The organism is Microcoleus sp. BROC3 (genome assembly GCF_036702515.1).
Lineage (GTDB): Bacteria > Cyanobacteriota > Cyanobacteriia > Cyanobacteriales > Microcoleaceae > Microcoleus.
In genome coordinates this window covers 58,695-80,472 of the sequence record NZ_JAUBTQ010000011.1, presented here as the reverse complement: position 1 = coordinate 80,472, position 21,778 = coordinate 58,695, and the positions used below count along the sequence as shown (strand labels likewise).

The 21,778-nt window shown below is 45.3% G+C and carries 18 protein-coding genes; 10 read left to right on the top strand and 8 right to left on the bottom strand.

Annotated elements, in window-relative coordinates; all coding sequences use genetic code 11:
- Window positions 1–152: 152 nt before the first annotated feature.
- The 5 genes from QUB30_RS09580 to QUB30_RS09560 all read right to left on the bottom strand — a co-directional run bounded on the left by QUB30_RS09580 (window position 153) and on the right by QUB30_RS09560 (window position 7,110).
- Complete coding sequence (locus tag QUB30_RS09580) at window positions 153–2,708, bottom strand: DHH family phosphoesterase (protein WP_333332384.1); 2,556 nt, start codon at window positions 2,706–2,708, stop codon at window positions 153–155.
- A gap of 119 nt (window positions 2,709–2,827) precedes the next feature.
- The gene (locus QUB30_RS09575) at window positions 2,828–3,643 is read right to left on the bottom strand and encodes a PD-(D/E)XK nuclease family protein (protein ID WP_333332380.1); all 816 of its coding nucleotides are present in this window, start codon (window positions 3,641–3,643) and stop codon (window positions 2,828–2,830) included.
- A gap of 69 nt (window positions 3,644–3,712) precedes the next feature.
- Window positions 3,713–6,031 (bottom strand): Piwi domain-containing protein, encoded by a 2,319-nt coding sequence (locus QUB30_RS09570; protein ID WP_333332377.1) that lies wholly within the window; start codon window positions 6,029–6,031, stop codon window positions 3,713–3,715.
- Entirely contained in the window at window positions 6,028–6,852 is an 825-nt protein-coding gene (locus QUB30_RS09565; RefSeq protein ID WP_333332374.1) for a PD-(D/E)XK nuclease family protein, read from the bottom strand. Before QUB30_RS09565 ends, QUB30_RS09570 begins: the two co-directional genes overlap by 4 nt.
- Before the next feature lie 36 nt (window positions 6,853–6,888).
- Complete coding sequence (locus tag QUB30_RS09560) at window positions 6,889–7,110, bottom strand: hypothetical protein (RefSeq protein ID WP_333037034.1); 222 nt, start codon at window positions 7,108–7,110, stop codon at window positions 6,889–6,891.
- 146 nt (window positions 7,111–7,256) lie between these two features.
- Between QUB30_RS09560 and QUB30_RS09555 the strand changes: the two genes are divergently transcribed.
- Both QUB30_RS09555 and QUB30_RS09550 read left to right on the top strand, forming a co-directional pair.
- Window positions 7,257–7,628 carry a helix-turn-helix transcriptional regulator gene (locus QUB30_RS09555; RefSeq protein ID WP_333332370.1) on the top strand — a complete coding sequence of 124 codons (372 nt, stop codon included), beginning with the start codon at window positions 7,257–7,259 and terminating at the stop codon, window positions 7,626–7,628.
- Window positions 7,625–8,266 carry an ImmA/IrrE family metallo-endopeptidase gene (locus QUB30_RS09550; RefSeq protein WP_333332367.1) on the top strand — a complete coding sequence of 214 codons (642 nt, stop codon included), beginning with the start codon at window positions 7,625–7,627 and terminating at the stop codon, window positions 8,264–8,266. The genes QUB30_RS09555 and QUB30_RS09550 overlap by 4 nt, the downstream gene beginning before the upstream one ends.
- Before the next feature lie 339 nt (window positions 8,267–8,605).
- Here QUB30_RS09550 and QUB30_RS09545 read toward each other — a convergent pair whose 3' ends face one another.
- Both QUB30_RS09545 and QUB30_RS09540 read right to left on the bottom strand, forming a co-directional pair.
- Entirely contained in the window at window positions 8,606–9,190 is a 585-nt protein-coding gene (locus QUB30_RS09545) for a PAP/fibrillin family protein (RefSeq protein ID WP_333332364.1), read from the bottom strand.
- 199 nt (window positions 9,191–9,389) lie between these two features.
- Window positions 9,390–11,066, bottom strand: coding sequence for a glycosyltransferase family 4 protein (locus tag QUB30_RS09540; RefSeq protein WP_333332361.1), 1,677 nt, complete (start codon window positions 11,064–11,066; stop codon window positions 9,390–9,392).
- Window positions 11,067–11,478: 412 nt separating this feature from the next.
- Between QUB30_RS09540 and QUB30_RS09535 the strand changes: the two genes are divergently transcribed.
- The 8 genes from QUB30_RS09535 (at window position 11,479) to QUB30_RS09500 (ending at window position 21,112) form a co-directional block, all read left to right on the top strand.
- Entirely contained in the window at window positions 11,479–11,718 is a 240-nt protein-coding gene (locus QUB30_RS09535) for a DUF3134 domain-containing protein (RefSeq protein WP_006631296.1), read from the top strand.
- Between the two features lie 130 nt (window positions 11,719–11,848).
- Window positions 11,849–12,964, top strand: coding sequence for a phospho-N-acetylmuramoyl-pentapeptide-transferase (gene mraY / locus QUB30_RS09530; protein WP_333332358.1), 1,116 nt, complete (start codon window positions 11,849–11,851; stop codon window positions 12,962–12,964).
- A gap of 340 nt (window positions 12,965–13,304) precedes the next feature.
- Window positions 13,305–14,312: a glycosyltransferase gene (locus QUB30_RS09525; RefSeq protein ID WP_333332355.1), complete on the top strand. Its 1,008-nt coding sequence runs from the start codon at window positions 13,305–13,307 to the stop codon at window positions 14,310–14,312.
- Between the two features lie 463 nt (window positions 14,313–14,775).
- Window positions 14,776–16,635 carry an NAD(P)H-quinone oxidoreductase subunit F gene (locus QUB30_RS09520; protein WP_333332353.1) on the top strand — a complete coding sequence of 620 codons (1,860 nt, stop codon included), beginning with the start codon at window positions 14,776–14,778 and terminating at the stop codon, window positions 16,633–16,635.
- A gap of 104 nt (window positions 16,636–16,739) precedes the next feature.
- Window positions 16,740–17,459: a carbonic anhydrase gene (locus QUB30_RS09515; protein WP_333332350.1), complete on the top strand. Its 720-nt coding sequence runs from the start codon at window positions 16,740–16,742 to the stop codon at window positions 17,457–17,459.
- A gap of 107 nt (window positions 17,460–17,566) precedes the next feature.
- Window positions 17,567–19,120: an NADH-quinone oxidoreductase subunit M gene (locus QUB30_RS09510; RefSeq protein ID WP_333332347.1), complete on the top strand. Its 1,554-nt coding sequence runs from the start codon at window positions 17,567–17,569 to the stop codon at window positions 19,118–19,120.
- A 177-nt stretch (window positions 19,121–19,297) separates the two neighbouring features.
- Window positions 19,298–20,620: a CO2 hydration protein gene (locus QUB30_RS09505; protein ID WP_333332343.1), complete on the top strand. Its 1,323-nt coding sequence runs from the start codon at window positions 19,298–19,300 to the stop codon at window positions 20,618–20,620.
- Between the two features lie 285 nt (window positions 20,621–20,905).
- Window positions 20,906–21,112, top strand: a complete 207-nt coding sequence (locus QUB30_RS09500; protein WP_333240163.1) for a hypothetical protein — start codon at window positions 20,906–20,908, stop codon at window positions 21,110–21,112.
- A gap of 41 nt (window positions 21,113–21,153) precedes the next feature.
- Here QUB30_RS09500 and QUB30_RS09495 read toward each other — a convergent pair whose 3' ends face one another.
- On the bottom strand, window positions 21,154–21,624 hold the full coding sequence (locus tag QUB30_RS09495) for a hypothetical protein (RefSeq protein WP_333332339.1): 471 nt from the start codon (window positions 21,622–21,624) through the stop codon (window positions 21,154–21,156).
- Window positions 21,625–21,778 lie beyond the last annotated feature (154 nt).

Sequence of the window (21,778 nt, the reverse complement as noted above, 5' to 3'; positions counted from 1 at the left end):
ATAGGCCTCTTAAGCCAGATACACAAAAACCTCTCTCGCTTCAGATCCCAAAAAGCCCGCCCCACAGGCGCGAGCGCAGGCCCCACAAGAAAAGTTATCTCATGAGTGGAACACGCATCCTGCCTATGCTTAACAATGGTGGCAGATATCAGTTAGAAAAGATTTGCTGTAGAATCTTCTTGGAAAACGGTCTCTCGGGCGATCGATTGAATGGTGGACAGGGGTACTTCACAGAAATATTTCCGCCGGAATTGTTCTTCGGAGACTGCTGCTAGGAATTGCGCTGCCAAACGCGTGGCAATCGGGGAATTTGGCACTGAGAATGGAATGGATTGACTATCTAATAAGGGTTTGGGGATTTGATCGGGCGCGTCTTCCTGCAGTGCGGTTTCGGGTTGTCTGGCGATGTGGAAAGCTCGATCGCGATAATTGATTTTGAAACCGAGATATGTCAGGGTTTTGAACCCCAGTTGCAGGGAGGTGTCGCTGATGCCGAGTTTTTGGCGGAGTTGCTGTCTGGTGACGGGTTTTTTGGTGCGGCTGAGGTATTTGGCGATGCCGATTAGCTGTTGGCAGATTTGCTGTGGGGGTACGAGTGGAGGTAATGTGTAGGCGATCGCGAGTTTTTTCTGAGTGTGCTGTGCTTGCCGAAACCAGATCCGCAGTTCGTCCCAGCTTGCGGGGCATTCTTTGAGGACGATCGAGTTTTCGCCATCGACCTTTTCGGAATTGTAAACTAGATTGTCGATCGGCATTTGAGATTCTAAGTTTGTGCTAGTGCCTAATAACTCTTCATCGTTATTTCTATTGCGCCAGTCTACAATCCAATCTATTTTATTGGGCGAATTTATTTGGTTTTCTTCCGTGCGTTCTTGCACTGATACGAGGCGCACTTCATACCGCGATTTGTAAGTATTAAAATCGAGTTCAACGGTGACATCGCAGCGGCCTTGGGGAACTTCGTTTTGATTGTGTCCCCACCAAATGCCGGGAAATCCCATATCGGTAGATTCATCCCTAATTGTAAATTCTGTTTTAAGATATTCTACTTTTTGCCCTTTCAAATCCTTAATTTTTTGATTCCAGAGATTTTCAAACCAGCAGTTTTCAATCAGCAATTTGGGGACGGGGTTGCCCATGCCGCAGGGTTCGAGCAATTTTAGTTCTTGAAATAAGTCCTTACCTAATTCGGACACAGTAATTTTTAGGTCCGCTTGAACGGGGGCGGCTGTTAAACTATCTGTACTGTATTGTTGCCGCAGTTGCTGATTTACCGCATCGGTAAATAGGGGGATATTGTCAACGGGGAGACTCAATCCGGCGGCGAAGGGATGACCGCCAAATCTGTGCAATAAATGCGCTTGGTCTTTGACTAATTGATAAAGGTCGATTTGATTGGCGGAACGGGCTGAACCCCTGGCAATTTTGGATGGGGAAAGTGTTGGTGATTCTGAATCTAAGAAGGAGGTAAATTGGATTTCCGGGGAATTTTCATTAATTTTTTCGCTTCCTTCTGTGCTGAATAAAATCACGGGGCGGCCGTATTCTTGGGCGATTTGTCCCGCTACTAATCCTAATACACCTACGGGCCATTGCGGATCGCTGAGGACGATGACGCTAGTAGTTGAGAGGTCGAGTTTGGCTAATTTATTGGCGGCATCTTTGGCAACATCTTTTTGTAAAGATTTACGCCGGGAGTTGGCAATTTCGGTTAAATTTGCTAGTTCTTCGCAACGTTTTTTGTCGCGGCTGGTGAGGAGTTCTACGCAGAAGCTGGCGTCACCTTGAATGCGGCTGACGGCGTTGATTCGGGGGCCGAGGCCGAAGGAAATGTCGGTTGGGCGATCGCCCGATCTTTTGCACAGTTCGAGCAATTTTGCAACTCCTGGGCGGGTGGCATTGGCGATTTGTTTTTGCAGTTGTTGGATGCCGATTTGTGCTAGGTAGCGGCTGTCTCCTGTAAGTTGGACTAAATCCGCAATTAAGCCGATCGCTACTAATTCTAATAAATCTGTGAGCGGGCGCTGCGGAATATCCGGTAATGTGTGATACAAGGCTTCAACTAATTTGTAAGCTACTCCAACTCCTGAGAGGTTAAATAGTTGGTGGTTTGGGGGAAAGTAGCGGGGATTGATAATGGCTGTAGCTGGCGGGCGATTGTCAGGTAATGTATGATGGTCGGTAATAATTGTATCGATGTTTAAGCTAGTCGCATATTCGATTTCAGCGATGTTTGTACTTCCGGTATCACAGGTAATAATTAAGCTAATTCCAGATTGGGCTAAGGCATCTATTCCCGCGATATTGAGTCCATGAGATTCGGTTAAGCGGTTGGGAATGTAATAAATTAGTTGGTCATTTTGAGCAAAAAATTCTCCCAGTCCGTCCCAAAGTACGGATGTTGAGGTAATGCCGTCGGCGTCGAAGTCTCCCCAAATCGCGACTTTTTCGGCGCTGTTTCGTGCTTGCTGGATTCTTTCTATCGCCCAGGTCATTTCTAGTCCGAATTCAAAGGGACTTGCTGGTTGATAAAGTTTGGGATTTAAGAAACCGGGTATTTGTTCGGGATTTTGAATTCCTCTATACCACAGAAGTGCGGCGGCATAGTTTCCGGGGAGTTCTGGTGCATGGTTTCTGACAGCTTGGATCAGCCAAGCTGGGGGCTGGGATAGGGGTTGAGTTGGCAAATTTTGAAGTAGTTCTGTCATAAGTTATTTCATTAATTCCTGTAGGGGCGGGTTCACCAACAATCTTTCATTCACATCCACAATATCTATAAACCCGCCCCCACTGGGCGACTAATAGTTGGCATAGTAAAAGATTTGAATTAAATAGACATTTCCTCAATTATAGCAAGATTTGGTAGCCAATTTGCGGGAGTTTCTGCGAGAAGATATGGTGAGAAAGTTTTTGTGTCTGGTGTGCGGTTGCAGCGAGTGGCAAATTGACAGGAATCGCACAAATTGGAACTAATTTCTACTTGAGGTAAGAATTCGCCGCCTTCGGTATAGCGCTCTCGCCACTCGGTTAGCTGGTGCAATAGGTGGGTTAAATCTTGTTTTGTGCGATCGTGTTCTGTTTGGTTGTAAGAAAATGTGAGTTTTTGCGGCGGTTCTTCTCCTTGCAATTGTACAAACCAGTATGTCATGGAAACTTGTTCGGGGGAATAGTCGCTGGTTTCTACTAAGACGTATAAATAGAGGCGAGTTTGCCAACTTTCGGCTATCCATTTTGATTTTTGAGGGCGGGGATAGGTTTTCCAGTCGAGAATTTGGGCGACGTTTGGTTCGGCTATTAGCAAGTCATAGATAACGGTGAATAGGTAGTCTTGGAAAATTAGGGTGCGGGGGTGTTCGGCTTGGCGGAAAATTCGATCGCTATTTTCTGATTCGGCGAAGAGTTCGGGTGCGGTGTTGATAAATGCTGCCACGCAGCGTCCCAGTTCGGGGTCTTGTTGGATGATAAATTCAATGGGAAGTCCGAGTTCTCGCTGTTGCATCAATAGGTGAAAGTGGCTTCCCCATGTGAGTTTTTCTTTGTGTTCTGGGGAGCCGGTGGTGGCGAGTAGTTCGAGGTAGCTGTGTTGGAATTTGCGGGGGCATTCTTCGAGGATTTTGAGTTGGGTTTGGGAGAGTCGGAGCATTTTTGGCGTGTGATGTTGTTGGTTTTTGGTAGGGTTTTGTTAGAGTGGTGGGTGGAAGGGCGATATGGCTTACAGCCAAAATTGTTTATCCCCATCCAATGCACCTGGAGAAATACCTTGTAACCGCCGATAAGCGATGCGGTCAGAACCATATAAGGGAACGGGTAAACGTGGCTCTTTAAGTGCTCCATGATGCAATAAAGTAAGTTTAAGTGTTGTTTCTACTAAACTTTCAATTGATACTTCCTGTCCTTCATCAGGAATAACCTTCAAACGTAAGGGGTAAGGCAGACCCATCTTCTCATTCTTTACTTCTGTGGTCACCAAAATCACTTCATATGCAGATAGTCGAAGTGCTAGACCTTTTGTGGGTGCTTTTAAAGCTAACTGAGCAAAGTTGTAAAGTCGGGGAACTTGAGACTTGATACATTCCACCAAAATAAAATTAGAGCTAATTGCTTTTGCTCGTTCGCGTAAATACTTGACTTCGTTACCACAAAAATGTCCATCGCGGTAAATTAGTACAGTTTTTCCAGTTAGGTCAGCAGCCGGAAGAAACCTCTCTAGTGTTCGTTTATCGATTTCTTCACCCTGTGTCAAAGCATCATCTAGCCTATAGCGAATAAATTTTCCTTGCCGATCGTAAAGACGCACACTTGCACAAACATTCAAGCTTCCGCTTCCCTTCTTTTTGGGAGTTCTGGAAATATCCAATCCGATGAAATAATCAGCAATCTCTAAAGGTTCAGCTAGAATAAATGGCAAGTTTCCCAGCTTTGCTAAAATCCCTGGAATGACTTGATTGAGAATATTTCCGTGATTTTTAGTATCTTGTACTGTGTCTTCATAAATCACTTGGCTTGCTTTTCCGTGTCGGAGTAACTGCGAAGAAATAAACGCATAAAAACTGCCGTCTTCGCTATTGTCGGTATTGCGATCGCTCTGAGGTAAAAAAGTCAAAACAATATCTGCGGGAATCACCATTAGTTCATCTATTAGTTCATCTATAGCTTGTTCCAATCTAACTTTAGCCTCAGCCTTACTCAAGCCGTCTATCGAAACTATCTTAATTCTACTCTCATCAATCTTTTTGGTATTCTTGTCAATCAAACTGAGGCTTTCAAACTTATACTGTTTGAGACGTTTCCGAACTTCTTCTAAAAAAGAGGAGCTTACTTTAAAATTCCCCACTTTTAAAACTGAAATGCGAATCGCTCTTGATATATCACTATACTCATCGTGACGGCGATAAACACCACCTTTAGAGAGTCCTTTCAAAACTTCACCTCTCTTACCAATGAATTTATTACCAAATTCCAAAAGTGTTTCTTCAAGCTTGAACTGAATTGGTAGGAATAAGGACTGGTAATCACGGCTGTTGATACACTTAGCTCCTAAATTGAGTCCATAGGTATTTAAAACATTTTCTGCTTTTTGCTTGTATGAAGTTAAGCATTTTTGTCGCTCTTGATAGGGAATTTTTGTTTCCTTGAGTAAGTCTCCGTATTTTACATCAAAGCGATCGGCGGTTTCCTCTGTGACACAGGGACGCAAAGCAGACATTGGATACTGATACTCAGTTGGATTTTTGCTAAACTGGACTGCAACAACAACTTGATCGTCTGGTGCTTCTTCAAGTTTTAGTTTGCTCTGTGCACCTGTTGCTTTATCGATGAGGTATTGTCTGCGTCCTCCTTCTCCAATCGGGCCTACAATAGCAGTAATTGTAGCAAAACTATTCTTTTCAATATCTCTAACTTTCAAACCTATTAAAAGTTCTTTCGGTTTGTTCCTATATGGATGATTTTCGTAAAATTCATCCAAGGTAGTTTGGTAAACGAAGTAGCTGTGAGGTGTTAAAACTAAAGCTGGATATTCACCATCTTGCAATTCAATAGTTTCTGCCCAAAAATTAGCTTCACGCTTGACTTCAACATGATTTTCAGACCAAACAGTATCAGATGATGAGAACTCTGAACTTATTTTCAAAATTCTCACAGCTAATTGAGCAAGGATAGGAGCTGTTACCTGCGGTTCGCGTACCCATTGGATAGAGTAGGATCGATCGCCAATATCTTCTCTCAACTCCTCTTCTATTTCTACCAGTGCCTCTCGCCACTTTTCTTTGCTAGGCATAGGTTGATTAGGTTGACCTAAAACCCAAAAATATTTGTCTTCCCAGATCGCAACTAGCTCATGAGGAAATTCTTGATTAGTAAACTTTTGGCAAAAACGCCAGCTAAATCGGTTGCCAATTTTGCGATCTACTTCTGGAGTCAGTCGAAAGCTGATTAAATTGCCCTGTGAAATCATGAGCGGGAAAATCTCGCTCAAAAAATATGTCGCAGAAGGAGAGACTTGTGGAGGAATATGAATATGAGCAGTCATGCGGCAACCTCTAATATTACAGAAGAAAATTCACAAATGGAGTTAAAGGGACAGTAAGAACAGTTTGAACCAGGATTAGGTGGAAAAATTATGTCGAACTCAGCCGGATAGTCGCGGTAACGCTTCAAATCTTTTTGATGTCGTTGAGCAATTAGCGACATCTCTATTTGGAAAGCTTGTAGTGTATCAGCCGTTGCCCTGAGTGGGTCAGACTGCTTGCCTGTTTCCAAATTATAAAATGAGGCGATAGCTGGCTGAGATGGATAAAGATAACTGGCTGCTAGCAAGTAAAGGTATGCCTGTCGCCGATCGAATTCAGATTTACCCGTTTTGAAATCTAAAATATGTATGGTTCCATCGGGTTCGGCAAAAATGCAGTCTATCGCCGCAAAGAAATTAAACAGATAATTCCCCTGCTTCATAATAATTGGTTTGGGAAATCCCTCATCACCTCGGTTCAGTTTAATGATGTTCTTGCCTAAAAGAATCGGGTGCTGGTGGTAATTGCTCAGGATGAGAATTACTCGTTCCTGAACAGGAGTTGACTCTTGGCTTAATTGCAGAATTTCTGCAACTTGCTCTACAGCATCTTTGCGGGAGAATAGTTTAGGGTTTTGATGAAATTCATAAACTCCTTGCTGTGCAAGTATTCCAATTCGTTGAGGCGTGTTGTCTAAATCTTTAACTGCTGCGACTCCAGGTTCTCGCTGTCGTGCCCTAGCAAAACCTCGCTTCATATCGCAGTGGAAGTATTCTTGCCCTACTGGTGGAGCAAACTGTGACCAAAGATTATAGCTGGCAAATGCCCAAATTTTGTCCATGAGTTTAGCCCTCTATTTTAGAGGGCTGTTATTGGTTCATTTGGTTAAAATTTCGTGGATGGCGGTTTTTGCTTTGACGGATTTGGAAACCTCAGTTTGGTTCGCCAATTCAAAGGTACGCAAGCCTTCCAGCATTTGTTTGGCGGCCTTCCTCAGATTTGGATTCCGACTTGTCCGTTGAACTTCCTCAAGCAAAACAGGCAGGGGTCTGCCGATTGAGAAGCACAGTTGGTCGGGATTGAATGGTTGTTTTTTCATGCTGTGGCTCCAAAAAGGTCTGTCTCGATCTATTATAGTGTTTATGTTGCTCATGTTGACCAATTTAGCCAACACACGTACTTTAGACCCTGTTGAAGATAAAGTCAAGATAGATTACAATTTTTCCATGATAAGGGACTACAGCCGTGAGCGAGACGTTTGGCAAGCTGATTCGTCAAGCCCGTAAGGACAAGGAATATAGCCAGCGCGAACTGGCAAAGTTGATCGGTGTGGATTATACCTACCTATCCAAACTGGAAAACGACCACGCTGGGTATCCTCCCAGTGAGGATGTCATTGAGGCGTTAGCGCGTCATTTGGATTTGACCGATCGCACAGATGACCTCAAACGCTTAGCAGGTAGGATTACACCAGATGATGCCAAAGTTTTTGAGGATCTGGTCAAAAAGTATAGGGAAATGCCTGCGTTGCTGCGCCGGATGCGGGATGAGCCAGAATTTGCACAAAAATTACTGGGCGAAACCACACAATTAGAAGGTGAGGAGAGGAAAAGTTGAAAGTAATCAACCAGTATCAAAAATTCTCAAAACAGGAAATTGAGCTTCGTGCGATGGATGTTATTACGCGCGTCAATCAAAAGCGCAAGCGTCCTCTAAAATGGCCTATTGATGCTGGTCATGTTGCTGAAGCTTTAGGGTTGGATATGGATTGTGGCTACATAGATCCTGATGAAAAAGGGGCAATTGCTGCCATGATTCTACCTACTGAACGTAAAATTATAATGAACGAAAAGAGTCTGGAACAGCCTAAAGGGTTTGAAGAATCTTCAATAGCTCACGAAATTGGACATTGGGAGCTTCACATAGATCAAAAAGCGGTTTCTCGTTTAGAAGAAGAGCAAAAGCGTGGTGTTGAGAGCGCCGTTGAGCCATTTTTATGTCGCAGTATTAGCAGTCAGCAAGGGATAGAATGGCAAGCACAGTATTTTGCTAGTTGTTTGCTGATGCCCAGATTTAAGCTAGAAGAAGTACGAAGAGGACGCGATCTAAGCAACTGGAAACACCTTTATGCAATGCGAGATGAACTTGGCGTAACAATATCCAATCTGACAAATCGCCTGCAAGACCTTCGCTGGATTTACATTCCCAAGGGTTCTAGGCAAATCTATCTTGGTGATACTGGAGCTAAAGCGTAGAAAAGTTTTTTTTAGTAAATTGCGATCGCCTACCTCTCCCATCCCAAATCCAAAAGTGCGATCGCCCTTTTCTTTCCCAAGTGCGAATGCTCATGGATTTGTCTTGAGGTTTTTGTAGTGTAACTCTGCTAACTGCTCTTAACGTTAAGTTTTAACGGTTATCGTATCTCAAGCTTTTATCGGCTATGGATTTGAGGGTTTTAGTAAGTGTTGAACAGTTTGAAAAAGTGATAGATTTTTGATTTTTTACCGCAGATGAACGCGGATAAACGCGGATGAAAGAAAGATAAATTGAGAATGAGTTAAGTGGCGATCGCCCTGTACATCAACATCACAAAATCACTCTTTTGTCAATACAAAAACACTTCCTTCATTCCCGCGCCCGATCCGCAAATCCTTATCTAAATAAGTAACATCCAGCCATCCCTGCTGTTCGCGACTATCGAACCCGAAATCTACAGCAGCGAACTTTTTACCCGACTCAATCTCATTGATAAACTTGACTGGAGATTCATAGCCAATCAACCTGCTTAAACCGAAAATTGACCGCTCAAACTTCACCTGCACCCGCCGTTCCGAAGTCGCCTCAAATGTCGCAGCCACGCTGACAATTCCTTCTAAGTAAGGCAAGCCGTAAAGTTCGGCAATGTTGTAAATTTTAGATTCTTTGACGCGGATAGATTGATAAATTGAACCCAATTTCACCAAGGGAAAACCGTCAAGATTCAGCAGTGCGCGGCTGGTGGTGTACAATAACCGCCAATCACCATTTAAAAGCTCTCCGGCTTCGACAGGGCGTGTTGTGGGGTTGTAATCTTCCAATTGGGCGATCGCGCTTAAAATCGCTTGTTTGTCGCTAGCCGTCGCCAGCAAACCGCGATTTTTACCAGCAATTATCTCTAAGAGTTCAGATTTTTTAAGCATGATTTTTTAAGAAGGAATAAGGAAAAAGGAAGGGAGAAGAAGGAAGAAGGAAGAGGGAATTTGTTATTTGTAATAAGCTGTCGGGCATCTTGCGTTGGATTTTTCGGGCGGGCGGGACACCCACCCCACAATAATTTTATCAAACTTGACTGTAAAATTTAGATGCGCCTGGGCTTAACCAATCACCAATAAGTAATGGTTAATCCCTAATTACTAAGATATCAAATTTCAGGAAATAAAGCAGAGTCCGATACAGGTAGGCTAATTCTTGCTCGTTTTTAACGTAGCGTCTGATAACTTCCCCCACGCTGACAGCACCTTCTTGCTTAATTGTATCCAATATCTGCATCTGAATGTTAACAGAGATTCTTCTGTCTTGACCGAAGCTGGTAAACCAAATTGTCTGTATCTGCTGTAAAATTTCTGGTGTGGCGATCGCACCCAGACTCAGTATCATCTTCTTGCTTAAAGTTCTAGTTGCATAATGACCCAATACCCGAAACGGATCGTCGCCCAACGGATAAGGAGGCTTCCCGGCTTTTAAAGGTGCAGACTCGGGTGCCACAAGGCGAATTTCTGCTAATTCCCGCCACAACTGTTCGTAAGCAGCAATTACTACTTTCCAATCATAAATTTCTTTTGCCCTTTGTCTGGCATTTTCGCCCATCCGCTTTCTCAATTCGGGGTTTTCAATTAATTCACACAAAGCGCGGGTGCAAGCCTCAATGTCAACTGCTGTGGCGAGGGAAGTGTGACCCATGTAAGTCGGCCAATTTAAGCTGCCGTCGAGATAATTTAGGGCTAAATCTAAACAAGATTCCGGGGGCGGGATGAGTGTGGGAATGCGGAAGCCGTCTATTTCGTGGCGTACAGATTCTTTGTATCCGTTCCAATCGGAGACTATGGCCGGCAGTCCGTTCGCCATGGCTTCTATTGGTGTCAGTCCGAAGGATTCTTGAATGTTGTCGGACAGCGAAATGAAAATGTCGGCCGCCGACCAAATATTTATTCTAATTTCGGGCTGTCTCCCATCTAAAAAAATAGCATTCACGGAGGGACAAAATATTTGGGCACTATTTTTAAAGTCGGGTTCTTCTCTCGGATCTTCTATCCAACCGGCTTGAATTAAGTGGATTTTGGCTTTTGTCTGTTGTGCGGCGGCCTCTAGGGCAATGTACATCGGTACTGGATGACCTTTGGCAGAAAAAGTCAATCGACCGACAAATAACACAACAATATCGCCGGGAGAAATGCCGAGTTCTTGCCGCAGTTGGCGGCGACTATTAACTGCTTCCACACCCTGCGGAAACGCGCTGCAATCGACTCCTAGGGGAATAACTGGCAATTTGACTAAAATTTCGGGTTTACCGCCGTTGCGCTGCGCTAAATACTCTGACCACTCCCTGAGAACTCCTTCTACTGCTGTTTTCACGGCGGCAGAGGTGCAGATCAGGGCGTCCCAAGGCTGCATGGGTGCGGCGATCAAATCGCCGATCGCCTCCATGACGTATTTTGTACCGATCGTGTGAGTAACGCCGCAAACGCTGTAGGCCCGCTGATCGACAAATCTGCGCCCCCAAACTATCTGCGAGAGGGCCGGATCTGGCCGGTAAATTGTGCCCGGTTGAGATAGCAAATCCGGTCGTTCCGTCGGAATCCAGCGGACTTTCCGAGGTTTTTGCAGCCAAGGTTGGATGTGCGAACAAAACTCCTTAAAGGTTGTTTCGCTATCGGCGCAACAGTAGAGAGAGTCGGCGGTTCCGTGTTGGACTAAGCTTTTGAGAAACCCTTCTCCGGCTGAATGACGCCCCAGAAGTTTTTTGCCTCCGGTGTGGTAGCCCTCTTTGTTGTATAAAACCGCTGCCGTTGTATCCATTCTGAGATTTATTGCGCAAGAGTTGACTGAAGAAGCCAGAGGGCATTCGGGATAAGGCTTTGAGCGAAAACTAGGATACTGTGGTGAATCAACCGGTTGCCGTTAGCGAGGCTTGCAGAAGAGGATCGCCACGTGTGCCGCGATATCTTAAAGACGATCGTCTTAGATTACAATGCTTAGGGCTAAAGAAGGATTGGCAAGAGCGGATTTTAGTGTTATCCTGAGGCCCATGCTTGGGGGCGATCGCCTTTTCGGTCTCCCATCTTATCCCATCCGGAACCAAACGGAGCTTGTGGTATAATGCTCTAGCCTTGCTAAACGCCCGATTTGCAAGTGCTTCATCAAAGGAACAGTCCGTCGGCAAAACGTTACCTCTACTCGATCGCGTCTTTGTCTTTAAAAACCGAGAATCATGTACAACCCATCTCTGCGTCAAATACCTCGCCACTTGCCTGCGGATGTAATTCCATTAAAGCAGCAATCTTCTCTTTTAGACTGGTTGGAATCTAACAATCGCCTGTTAGCAAGGGATGTCCAAGAACCCGACTATCTGCACGAAGAAGAAATTTCTGAACTGATGGCAGTTGACGACAGTCCTTACGATGATTTAGAAGAAGAAGTAGAAGAGGATGTGAGTGTAGGCGAAGAATAAGTGGTAGCAGGGTGAAGGAATCAACCGGAAACAGGGAAGAAAAACTAAGAGATTTCTCAATCTCCTGTATCGCACCCTATTCTCCAATTGTCAATTGCTTATTTTCAAATAGTGTGTGGTGAGGAGTGTTATGGATAACTTTGTGGATGAGAAAATCCCTTTTAGTATGCCTTTCAAACTTACAGGCAGGAATTTATTCCTGCTGCTGGGTTTGGGGCTCGGCATTGTAGCGATCGGTTTAGATTTAGCAGCGGGTAGATTTTTGAATTTACCTGCATCGCTATTTATGCCGCTAATTGTTTGTGCTTTAGTTGCGTCGGGTGTGGGCTGTGTAGTTGTGCCCGTACTTCAGCAACTAAAAGCAGGACAAATAATTCGCGAAGACGGCCCCCAAGCCCATTTAAAAAAGGCGGGAACGCCGACAATGGGAGGCATCTTTTTTGTACCTGCCGGGGTCGCAGTTGCTTTGCTTTGGTCTAAGTTTAACTCAGATGTTGTTGCCGTATCGGCTTTAACTTTAGCTTACGGTTTCATCGGCTGGATCGACGACTGGCAAATTCTGCGCCTCAAGTCGAATAAAGGTATTTCACCTCGGATGAAATTGGCTTTGCAAATAGGTTTTGCAGCTCTATTTTGTCTGTGGATAATGTTCCGCGAACCCGGTATTTCTACCAGCATTGCTTTGCCTTTCGGTTGGGTATTGCCTTTAGGTTTTCTGTTTTGGCCGCTGGCGGGTTTTGTGCTGGTAGCTGAAAGCAATGCTACTAATATTACCGACGGCGTTGACGGGTTGATGGGAGGTTTGGGGGCGATCGCACTTTTGGGATTGGGCGCATCGGTAGCCTCAACTTCGCCAGAATTAATGATATTTTGCGCCTGCACCAGCGGCAGTTGTCTCGGTTTCTTAGCACACAACCGCAATCCAGCCAAGGTGTTTATGGGCGATACAGGTGCTTTAGCTTTAGGCGGTGCGTTGGGTGCGGTAGCTTTATTAACAAATAGCCTTTGGATATTATTAATTATCAGCGGGATTTTCTTTGTAGAAACGCTGTCAGTAATTGCTCAAGTAGGTTATTACAAAGCTACAAAAGGGCCTGATGGAATCGGCAAGCGTCTGTTAAGAATGGCTCCGCTGCACCATCATTTAGAGTTGTGCGGCTGGTTGGAAACTCAGGTTGTTGGCATTTTTTATATAACTAACGGGGTGTTAGTGTTAATGATTCTGATGTTGACTAGCAACAGTTGAGAACGGATTGGGTGACGGATTGCACAGGGGATGTCAGAGATATTTTCTACTATTTCAAAGAAACAGGCAAGATGCCTGTTCCACAACTGCATTCAGTTCTTGTGGAACAGGCATCTTGCCTGTTTAAGGCTCCGAATTGATAATTTTGAGAATTGATATCCCCAGTTAATTCAATTGAACTTAATAACGCTTTTTAATTATTTGAATAATCGCGAAGACGCTGATAGCGCGAAGAAAGAATTACATTTGCTTATTTATCTTCCTTCGCGTCCTTAGCGCTTTCGCGGTTCGTTTAATCTGACTCAATATTAGTTATGCTATCGTTGACGGCTGTTTTTGAATGATTAAAATGTTTTTACCGGAAATTTCGGTAGTAGTGCCAATTTACAACGGCGAGGCAGATTTGCCGGATTTAATTGAGTGCCTGCGATCGCAAACTTATCCGATCGACAGTGTAGAATATCTATTAGTAGACAACAACAGCCGCGATCGCACTTCAACTATCCTCGAAACAGCAGCAAACCCTAACCCCCCCTCAGTCCCCCCCTTGGTAAGGGGGGGAAGCAATTTCAATCAAATAACCATTCGCCACCTCACCGAAAACAAGATTCAAAGTTCCTACGCCGCCCGAAATAAAGGAATTCGCACCTCAAAAGGTGAAATAATTGCATTTACCGATGCAGACTGTCGCCCGCAATCTGACTGGCTGGAAAATTTAGTTAAGCCATTTGTTGACTTAGAAATAGGAATTACCTGCGGGGAAATACTCGCATTGCCCGGTAAAACTATTTTAGAAAAACACAGCGCCCGCGAAAATACTTTATCTCAAAAACATACACTCGCTCACCCTTTTTGTCCCTACGGGCAAACCGCCAACTTAGCTGTACGGAGGCTCGTTTTACAGCAAATAGGATTATTTCGCCCTTACCTCACCAGTGGCGGCGATGCTGACTTGTGTTGGCGGATTTTGCGGCAAACATCCTATAAATTACATTTTGCCGAAAATGCGATCGTCCGACACCGCCACCGTTCTACAATAAAACAGTTACAAAGTCAATGGTATCGCTACGGCGAATCTAATAAATACTTGCACGAACTTCACGGTGTCGATTTGATGCGAGAATTGACAGCACCGGAATATTTTTATCGGCTGGCTAGATGGCTGTTCAAGGAATTGCCTGTGGCTGCTGCCAAAAGTGCGTTAGCGAAGCCCTCGAAGAGGATCGCCCGAGCCGAGCTGATAGACTTGTTCAATACGCCGATCGGTCTTTTGAGTGTTAGGGCAAGGGCGATGGGACAGCGCCAAGCCAAACTTCCAGAATCAGCTTGGGACATTGAGCGGTTCTAATATTTTAGAGCATCAGCGTTTCACGGACAGGCAGGATGCCCACCCCACAAAAAAAATTGAACTGTTGTGGCACAGGTCGGAAAGCCTGTTCCTCAAAATGGTGTACCCCACAAAAAAATTGAACTGTTGTGGCACAGGCCGGAAAGCCTGTTCCTCAAAATAGTGCAAGATGTGCGATCGAATCAATGATTCTTTTGTATACAATCCCCGCGTCTAAATACCTATAAGTGCAGTTTATTGGTGCATATAGATATGCTGAATGAGAAATCTGAAAAATTAACGTAATCCTTAATATAAAATTAATAAGTCGATTCTGAAGCGCTCGGTTTGACGACGGGAACGCACTCAGAGGCAAACCCCCAAATTTTCTTTACTTCTGCCTTCTGGCTTTTCAGTGCTGTCGTCAGCGCATCGGAATTATTCTCAGATTTTTAAATCTTTGTAACCTTTACAGGTAATGCCAATGGCTCAAATCTTACTCCAGACAGTTTGGTTTATACCTTGCTATCCACTCATCGGCGGAGTTCTGTCAATGCTGTGGTTTCCGGCAGTTACCCGCCGCACCGGGCCCAGACCATCCGGTTACGTGAACGCCATATTAACCTTGTTCGCTTTCGTACACGGCGTCATCGCCCTGACAGCTATCTGGAACCAACCGGCCGGGCACGAGTTGATTCCCTGGCTGAATGTAGCAGGTTTAGACTTAACCATTCCCCTTGAAATCTCTGCTGTCACCGTCGGGGCGACTGTTTTGATTACCGGACTGAACTTGCTGGCGCAGATTTATGCTTTCGGTTACATGGAAATGGACTGGGGCTGGGCTAGGTTATTTTCCCTGATGGGGCTGTTTGAAGCGGGGATGTGCGGCTTGGTGTTGTGCAATTCCCTGTTCTTCAGCTACATAATTTTGGAAATCCTGACTCTGGGAACTTACCTGCTAGTCGGGCTGTGGTTCAATCAGTCTTTGGTGGTGACAGGAGCTCGCGATGCTTTCTTAACCAAGCGGGTGGGTGACTTATTCCTGCTGATGGGAGTAGTCGCAATTCTGCCGCTGGCTGGAACTTGGAATTTTGACGAGTTGGCTGTGTGGGCCCAGACTGCAAAGCTTGACCCCACTGTAGCGACGCTGTTGACTTTAGCTTTGATTGCCGGCCCGATGGGTAAGTGCGCTCAGTTTCCCTTGCACCTGTGGCTGGATGAGGCGATGGAAGGCCCGCTGCCGGCGACGATTTTGCGGAACACCGTAGTTGTCGAAACTGGTGCTTGGATATTGATTAAGTTGCAGCCAGTGATTGCTTTGTCGCCGATTGGGGTGACGGCAACTATTGCTGTGGGTGCTGCGACGGCGGTGGGTGCTTCATTAATTGCGATCGCCCAAATTGACATCAAGCGCACGCTTTCCTATATAGTCAGCTCTTACATGGGCTTAGTATTTATCGCCGTCGGCACCGGACAAGCCCAGACAGCCCTGACATTAATATTTGCCTACAGCTTGGCAATGGGTTTGCTGGTGATGAGCATCGGTTCGGTAGTTTGGAACAGCATCACTCAGGATGTCCGGTCTCTCGGCGGTTTGTGGGGAAAGCGACCGATATCGGCTATATCGTTTATTGTCGGTAGCGCTGGATTGGTGGGACTGCCGCCCTTCGGCTGTTTCTGGGCTTTAGAAAAATTAGCATCCGGGCTTTCGGAAGCTAAGCCTTTGCTGTTTGGAATAGTTTTGTTTGTAAACGCCGTCACTGCTTTTGGGTTGGTGCGCGTCTTCGGTTTAGTTTTTGGCGGCAAACCAAAGCAAATGACCGAACGCTCGCCGGAAGTTCAGTGGCCTTTTATCTTGCCGATGACTGTTTTAATGGGCTTTACTTTGCACGTTCCGCACTTGCTGGCGGCGTGGCAGTTATTGCCTGGGGCGAGTTTGAATTATACCGCCAGTGGACTGCTCGTTGTGTCAACGGCGATCGGCATCGGTGGCGGAGCGTTTGTTTACCTGAACGAGAAATGGCAAAAACCGGTGCGAATCGGTTCTCAAGCCCTGCAAGACTTTTTTGCTTACGACTTTTACACTGCCCAACTTTATCGGGTGACAGTGGTATTTGCGGTCGGTTTAGTTGCTCGAGTCATCTCCTGGGTCGATCGCAATATTGTTGACGGATTCGCGAACTTAATCGGTTTTGCAACCATTTTCGGCGGGCAGAGCCTCAAATACAACGTTAACGGTCAAACTCAGTTTTACGCCCTGACAATTCTGTTCGGAGTTGCACTTTTGGGACTGCTGGTAAGCTGGCCTTTGCTAGCTCGCCTGTCGCTGATTATCGGTGGGTAAATAGAGTTAATATTTAAGATTTTAGGTGACATTTTTAATCTAAAATCTTTTAAATATTAATTCTTAAACAAAGATTTCAAAGTTTCTCAAAAAAGGCAAAATTAATGAACCAAAAGCATAGACAATTCAATCTTTCCCGCCGCAATTCCCTCAAATTTGTCGCCGGAGCCATTGGTACAGGAATACTTGCAGCACGAGCAGGCGCTGATTTGGCTGCACCCGAACCAGTAATTGCTCAAAATGGCTTGACTCCCGATGCAGCTCTGAAACAGTTAATGGACGGAAACCAGCGGTTTGTTGACAAAAAACGCCAAAGTCCCAACCAAGACTTACCCAGGCTCCTCGAAGTTGCCATAGCTCAAAAACCCTTTGCTGCTATTCTAGGCTGTGCAGATTCCCGCTTTCCTTCCGAAATTATCTTCGATCAGGGATTGGGAGATTTATTTGTGTGTCGCGTGGCCGGAAATGTTGCTACTCCAGAAGAAATTGGCAGCCTGGAATTTGGCACCCTGGTACTGGGAGCAAAAGTGCTTGTGGTAGTCGGGCATAAAAGGTGCGGTGCGGTAGACGCAACAATCAAAGGAGCTCAAGTTCCGGGTCAAATTGGCAGTTTGCTCGACGCAATTAAGCCTGCTGTAGAAAGCTCAAAAAGCCAAGCGGGCGACAGGCTAGAGAATGCCTCAAAAGCCAATGTTGTGCTGCAAGCTAACAGGTTGAAAGCATCTCCAGTTATCTCTAAGTTAATTGCGGAGAATAAACTGAAACTTGTTGGTGCCTACTACGATTTAGACACGGGGAGAGTCACTATTCTTTCTGATTCGTGATGCAACTTTGGATTGAGAGTTTGGGGAAATGTTAATATCTAAACTCTCAAATTATCAAAAACAAGATCCTGCAAAATTGATTCTTTACTCTTCACTCTTGACACATTATGCTTAGTTCCTTGCTCTGGTTGCCCGCGTTGGGCGCTGCGGTAGTCGGGTTTTTGCCCGGAAACATCAATGGGATGCGTCTGCGTTCAATAGCCTCGGCTTTTGCTGCTGCTGTTTTCCTTTTGAATATTTGGCTGTTGACTCAATTCGATACAGCCAATTCGGGACTGCAATTTCAAGAATATTTGCCTTGGATTCCACAATTAGGTTTGAGCTACAACTTGGGCATTGACGGCTTGTCCTTACCCCTGCTGGTTTTAAGTGCTTTGCTGACGCTATTAGTCATTTACGGCACTGGCGAAGGGATGGCTCGACCCCAGCTTTACTACGCTTTGATTCTGCTAATCAATGCTGGTATTGCCGGAGCTTTGATGTCTCAAAATTTGCTGCTGTTTGTACTGTTTTACGAAGTAGAATTAATTCCTTTTTACCTGTTGATTGCTATTTGGGGTGGAAAGCAGCGAGAATACGCTGCCATGAAGTTTTTGATTTACACGGCTGTTTCGGGATTTTTAGTTTTAGCGGGATTTTTGGGTGTTGCTTGGCTGAGTGGGTCTTTAAATTTCGATTACACTGCGATTACCACTCAAGAATTGCCCTTGAACACGCAATTGATCCTGCTAACAATTGTGCTAATGGGGTTGGGAATTAAAATTCCTTTAGTGCCATTGCATACTTGGCTGCCTGATGCTTACGTCGAAGCTTCGCCAGCAACAGCAATTTTGCTGGGAGGGATTTTGGCGAAGTTGGGAACTTACGGTTTAGTGCGCTTCTGCTTGCAGTTGTTTCCCGAAACTTGGTCGATTGTAGCTCCGGGTTTGGCGATTATCGGCACGGTGAGCGTGATGTACGGGGCTTTGAGCGCGATCGCCCAAAAAGATATCAAGCGCATGGTAGCCTATAGTTCGATCGGACATATGGGTTACATCCTAGTTGCCTGCGCCGCGGGTACGAAACTCGCTTTAATCGGCGCTGTCGGGCAAATGGTAAGCCACGGCTTAATTTTAGCTTTGCTGTTTTATTTGGTAGGCATCATTGAAACCAAAGTGGGCACCCGGGATTTGGACGTGCTCAACGGTTTGATGAACCCGATGCGGGGTTTACCCACTGCCAGTTCCCTGTTAGTTTTGGGAGGCATGGCAAGCGCCGGAATTCCGGGTTTGGTGGGTTTTATTGCCGAATTCTTAGTGTTTCAAGGCAGTTTTTCGATCTTTCCAATTCCAACTTTACTGTGCATTTTAGCCTCTGGTTTAACAGCAGTTTACTTTGTGATTCTGCTCAACCGCACCTGTTTTGGGAAGTTGGACAACGCCACGGCTTACTACCCTCCAGTTACGTTTGCTGAAAATATGCCGGCGCTGGTTTTGGCGGCCATCATTTTTGTGCTGGGAATTCAACCTGCTTGGCTGCTAAAGTGGAGCGAATCTACTACAAATGCGATCGTTGCTACCCTGCCTGCGGATAGAAATACCCAAGTTGCTATTAGCTATCCCGTTGAACAGTCGGCGATAAAAATCGCGTCTACACAAACGAAGTCCGCCGACGCTGACTAAGAGAATCTACTCGTTACCAGGCAGATCCTGGTAACGCAAATCCAGAGGCTCTGCCTCCTATTTTCCGGTTCTGGCATGGATATTGGTTCCCAAGCAAAGCCGGAGAACGAGTTAAATAATCGCAGCTTTTTGCAAAATCTCAAAATATTGAGATTCACTCAATCAAAGGAAAAAACAATGGTACATACCCCTAATAAACCAGCAACTAAACTACCTCCTTCCAAGCACGAATTTGCTGAAGTAATTCACAGACTAGAAGCCGGCGGAGCGATGATTCCAGATACGCCGGAAAATCTGATGCAAATTATCGCTATCTGGAAAGCTTACGCAGTGCCGATGGATTTCTACTGGCGGGATTTGCTTTACATCGCCGAACGGGTATTTTTACACCCGCTTCCTTTCTTTAAATACTTCTTGCCCCAAGAGTATTTGGACTTGCAAAATCACTATGCAGGCGACGGTGCAGATTTGCGGATCTGGCGGGGGACTGGAAGCGCTCACCCGGAACTTTTAAAGTTCATGGAGAAGGGTGAAATTGGTAAAATGCCGCGGCTGTTTCATCATTTGTGGCACGATCGCATTAATATGGAATTTGCGGAAGAGTGCATGAGGTCAATGCTTTGGCACCGGGGCTTGTACGTGCCGACCAATCAATTCGATCCTTATTTGGACACGGACGAATATAAGGCTAATGCCGATCGGGCAATTAAAGCTTACTTCAAAAAAGACCCGTTCATGCTGGCACTCCACAAAGCATTTCCAGAAATGTTTTTAGAACAGTGCCGCCAAATGTCTTATTACAGCAATCTCGGTTTATTCTGGGAAGTAATGGCCCCGGTGTTTTTTGAAGCTTCCGACCTTTACGACGAAGGGAAAATTACCACAGTCCCGCAGGCGATGGATTTCTTGGTAAATGGCATATTTGCGATCGCCGGTCGTCCAATTTACCACCACGTTCAAATCGACGGCGAAACCTACGAAATCATTCCCAAATCTAAGGGTTTCACTTGGCTTTACGAAGCAGCGTTACCTTACGTGGAAGCTATATTTTACCGCACTTCGCCGTTCCGAGGTACCAAATCTTACAACGCTCAAGCTAGGGAAGTTCCTGACGACCAAAAAGACTTCCACTACGGAGTGCTTTATGCAGACAAATTCCTAGTAGGTACGGCGGGCATTCCGCCGACTTTGCTAGCACAAGATATGCTGCATTTCCTGCCGCCTTATTTGATGGATTTCTACAAACAGCGCTGTCGCGGCGAAGATGATATTCTCAATCAAATTGGGGTGACATTCCAGCGTTCTATGTACTGCGTTACTTCGGCGGTGATTCAAGCTTTGCGGACGGCGCTTTTGTATCCCTTAGATGACCAGAATCCCAAGCATTTGAAGGCCAATCGGGCTTTCTTTGAGGCTCAGCTCGATCGCTTCTGCCGCCCGGAATACGGCATGAAATATGCGGCGAAGCTTAAGAATATTCAGACTTCGGATTACAGGTAAAGGATGTTTAAGGGAGGCATCTTAGCTGAAAAGTTCGCCAGTCCGTTAGCCAGGGGTTTAAACCCCTGGCTCAGAGCTGCAAGTCGGTTGAAACCGACTGGGAAAAATCAGAATTTTTTTAAGGCGTTTCAAAAATGATATAATATCAAGGCAGTTGGCATCGCAATCATTTATCTCTCTCTTCTTTTTCTCTGAGTTCTCTGAGTTCTCTGCAGTTTAATGATTCGGAGACAACCGCAAAGGATATTACGAAAACAAATAACAAATAACTAATAACCAATAACTATGAACAGCAAAGACGTAGCCAAATATATTGAAGCAACTGACGGGATTTCCAAACCTTGGCTGTTGGTGCAACTGCGACTCAAAAAATTGCAAGAAAGGCGATCGGATATTTCTGCTGAAGAGTATGTTACAGAACTCGCCGACATTCAACAAGATTTAATGAATCTGGGGGAGTGGTGGCTGGGAATCGAAGATGAGGTGTTTTAAAATTTAATTGAAAGTTCAAGTAGGATTAAGTCGATCGCACTTTAAAATTTATCCATCAAATCTTTTTCTTGGGCATAGACATCTCGTAGCTGTTGCAGCGCGGCCCCAGAAATTGCGGATTTAATAGTAGCCACCAATTGGCCCCACTCCAGCAAGCTGTCAACTGAAACAGCTTTTTTGAACTTGTGGGTGTAGAATTTCGTCCAAAATGCTGGTGCTTGCTTGCTTTTCCAGCGTTTGTACCATCTGCCAAAATCTTGAAGCGCGATCGGCTTTACTGCTAAAATCGGGGGAAAATCGGCGTAGCTGACAAACCGGCTGATGCCTTTGGCGTGCACGTAAACCATGTAGCGACAGCATTCAATGCGGTAAATCTCGTCTGCTGAGATATTGAACAGGAGTGCGACTGTTTCTTCGGTAACGAATCTCGCCAGGGGATGCAGGATTGGCGATTTGTGAATTATTTTGGATTCGGCGATCGTTCGCGATTTTGCCGGAGTTTCTGATATCATGGCTAGTACACCTCTGGATATGGTTAGTAGACTTCTGGATATGGCAAATGCACTTTTTGATAGAAAGAAATAATCTGTCCAGATTAGGTTTTACAGACGATCGCCCTTTAGTTTTCCAGGCCGGGGGGCGATCGGCTTTTTAGATAAATTTATT

What these genes read in the sequence shown, in the direction of transcription:
- QUB30_RS09580 (WP_333332384.1), bottom strand. Translation starts at nt 2,708, where the DNA reads ATGACAGAACTACTTCAAAATTTGCCAACTCAACCCCTATCCCAGCCC.
- QUB30_RS09575 (WP_333332380.1), bottom strand. Translation starts at nt 3,643, where the DNA reads ATGCTCCGACTCTCCCAAACCCAACTCAAAATCCTCGAAGAATGCCCC.
- QUB30_RS09570 (WP_333332377.1), bottom strand. Translation starts at nt 6,031, where the DNA reads ATGACTGCTCATATTCATATTCCTCCACAAGTCTCTCCTTCTGCGACA.
- QUB30_RS09565 (WP_333332374.1), bottom strand. Translation starts at nt 6,852, where the DNA reads ATGGACAAAATTTGGGCATTTGCCAGCTATAATCTTTGGTCACAGTTT.
- QUB30_RS09560 (WP_333037034.1), bottom strand. Translation starts at nt 7,110, where the DNA reads ATGAAAAAACAACCATTCAATCCCGACCAACTGTGCTTCTCAATCGGC.
- QUB30_RS09545 (WP_333332364.1), bottom strand. Translation starts at nt 9,190, where the DNA reads ATGCTTAAAAAATCTGAACTCTTAGAGATAATTGCTGGTAAAAATCGC.
- QUB30_RS09540 (WP_333332361.1), bottom strand. Translation starts at nt 11,066, where the DNA reads ATGGATACAACGGCAGCGGTTTTATACAACAAAGAGGGCTACCACACC.
- QUB30_RS09535 (WP_006631296.1), top strand. Translation starts at nt 11,479, where the DNA reads ATGTACAACCCATCTCTGCGTCAAATACCTCGCCACTTGCCTGCGGAT.
- mraY (WP_333332358.1), top strand. Translation starts at nt 11,849, where the DNA reads ATGGATAACTTTGTGGATGAGAAAATCCCTTTTAGTATGCCTTTCAAA.
- QUB30_RS09525 (WP_333332355.1), top strand. Translation starts at nt 13,305, where the DNA reads ATGATTAAAATGTTTTTACCGGAAATTTCGGTAGTAGTGCCAATTTAC.
- QUB30_RS09520 (WP_333332353.1), top strand. Translation starts at nt 14,776, where the DNA reads ATGGCTCAAATCTTACTCCAGACAGTTTGGTTTATACCTTGCTATCCA.
- QUB30_RS09515 (WP_333332350.1), top strand. Translation starts at nt 16,740, where the DNA reads ATGAACCAAAAGCATAGACAATTCAATCTTTCCCGCCGCAATTCCCTC.
- QUB30_RS09510 (WP_333332347.1), top strand. Translation starts at nt 17,567, where the DNA reads ATGCTTAGTTCCTTGCTCTGGTTGCCCGCGTTGGGCGCTGCGGTAGTC.
- QUB30_RS09505 (WP_333332343.1), top strand. Translation starts at nt 19,298, where the DNA reads ATGGTACATACCCCTAATAAACCAGCAACTAAACTACCTCCTTCCAAG.
- QUB30_RS09500 (WP_333240163.1), top strand. Translation starts at nt 20,906, where the DNA reads ATGAACAGCAAAGACGTAGCCAAATATATTGAAGCAACTGACGGGATT.
- QUB30_RS09495 (WP_333332339.1), bottom strand. Translation starts at nt 21,624, where the DNA reads ATGATATCAGAAACTCCGGCAAAATCGCGAACGATCGCCGAATCCAAA.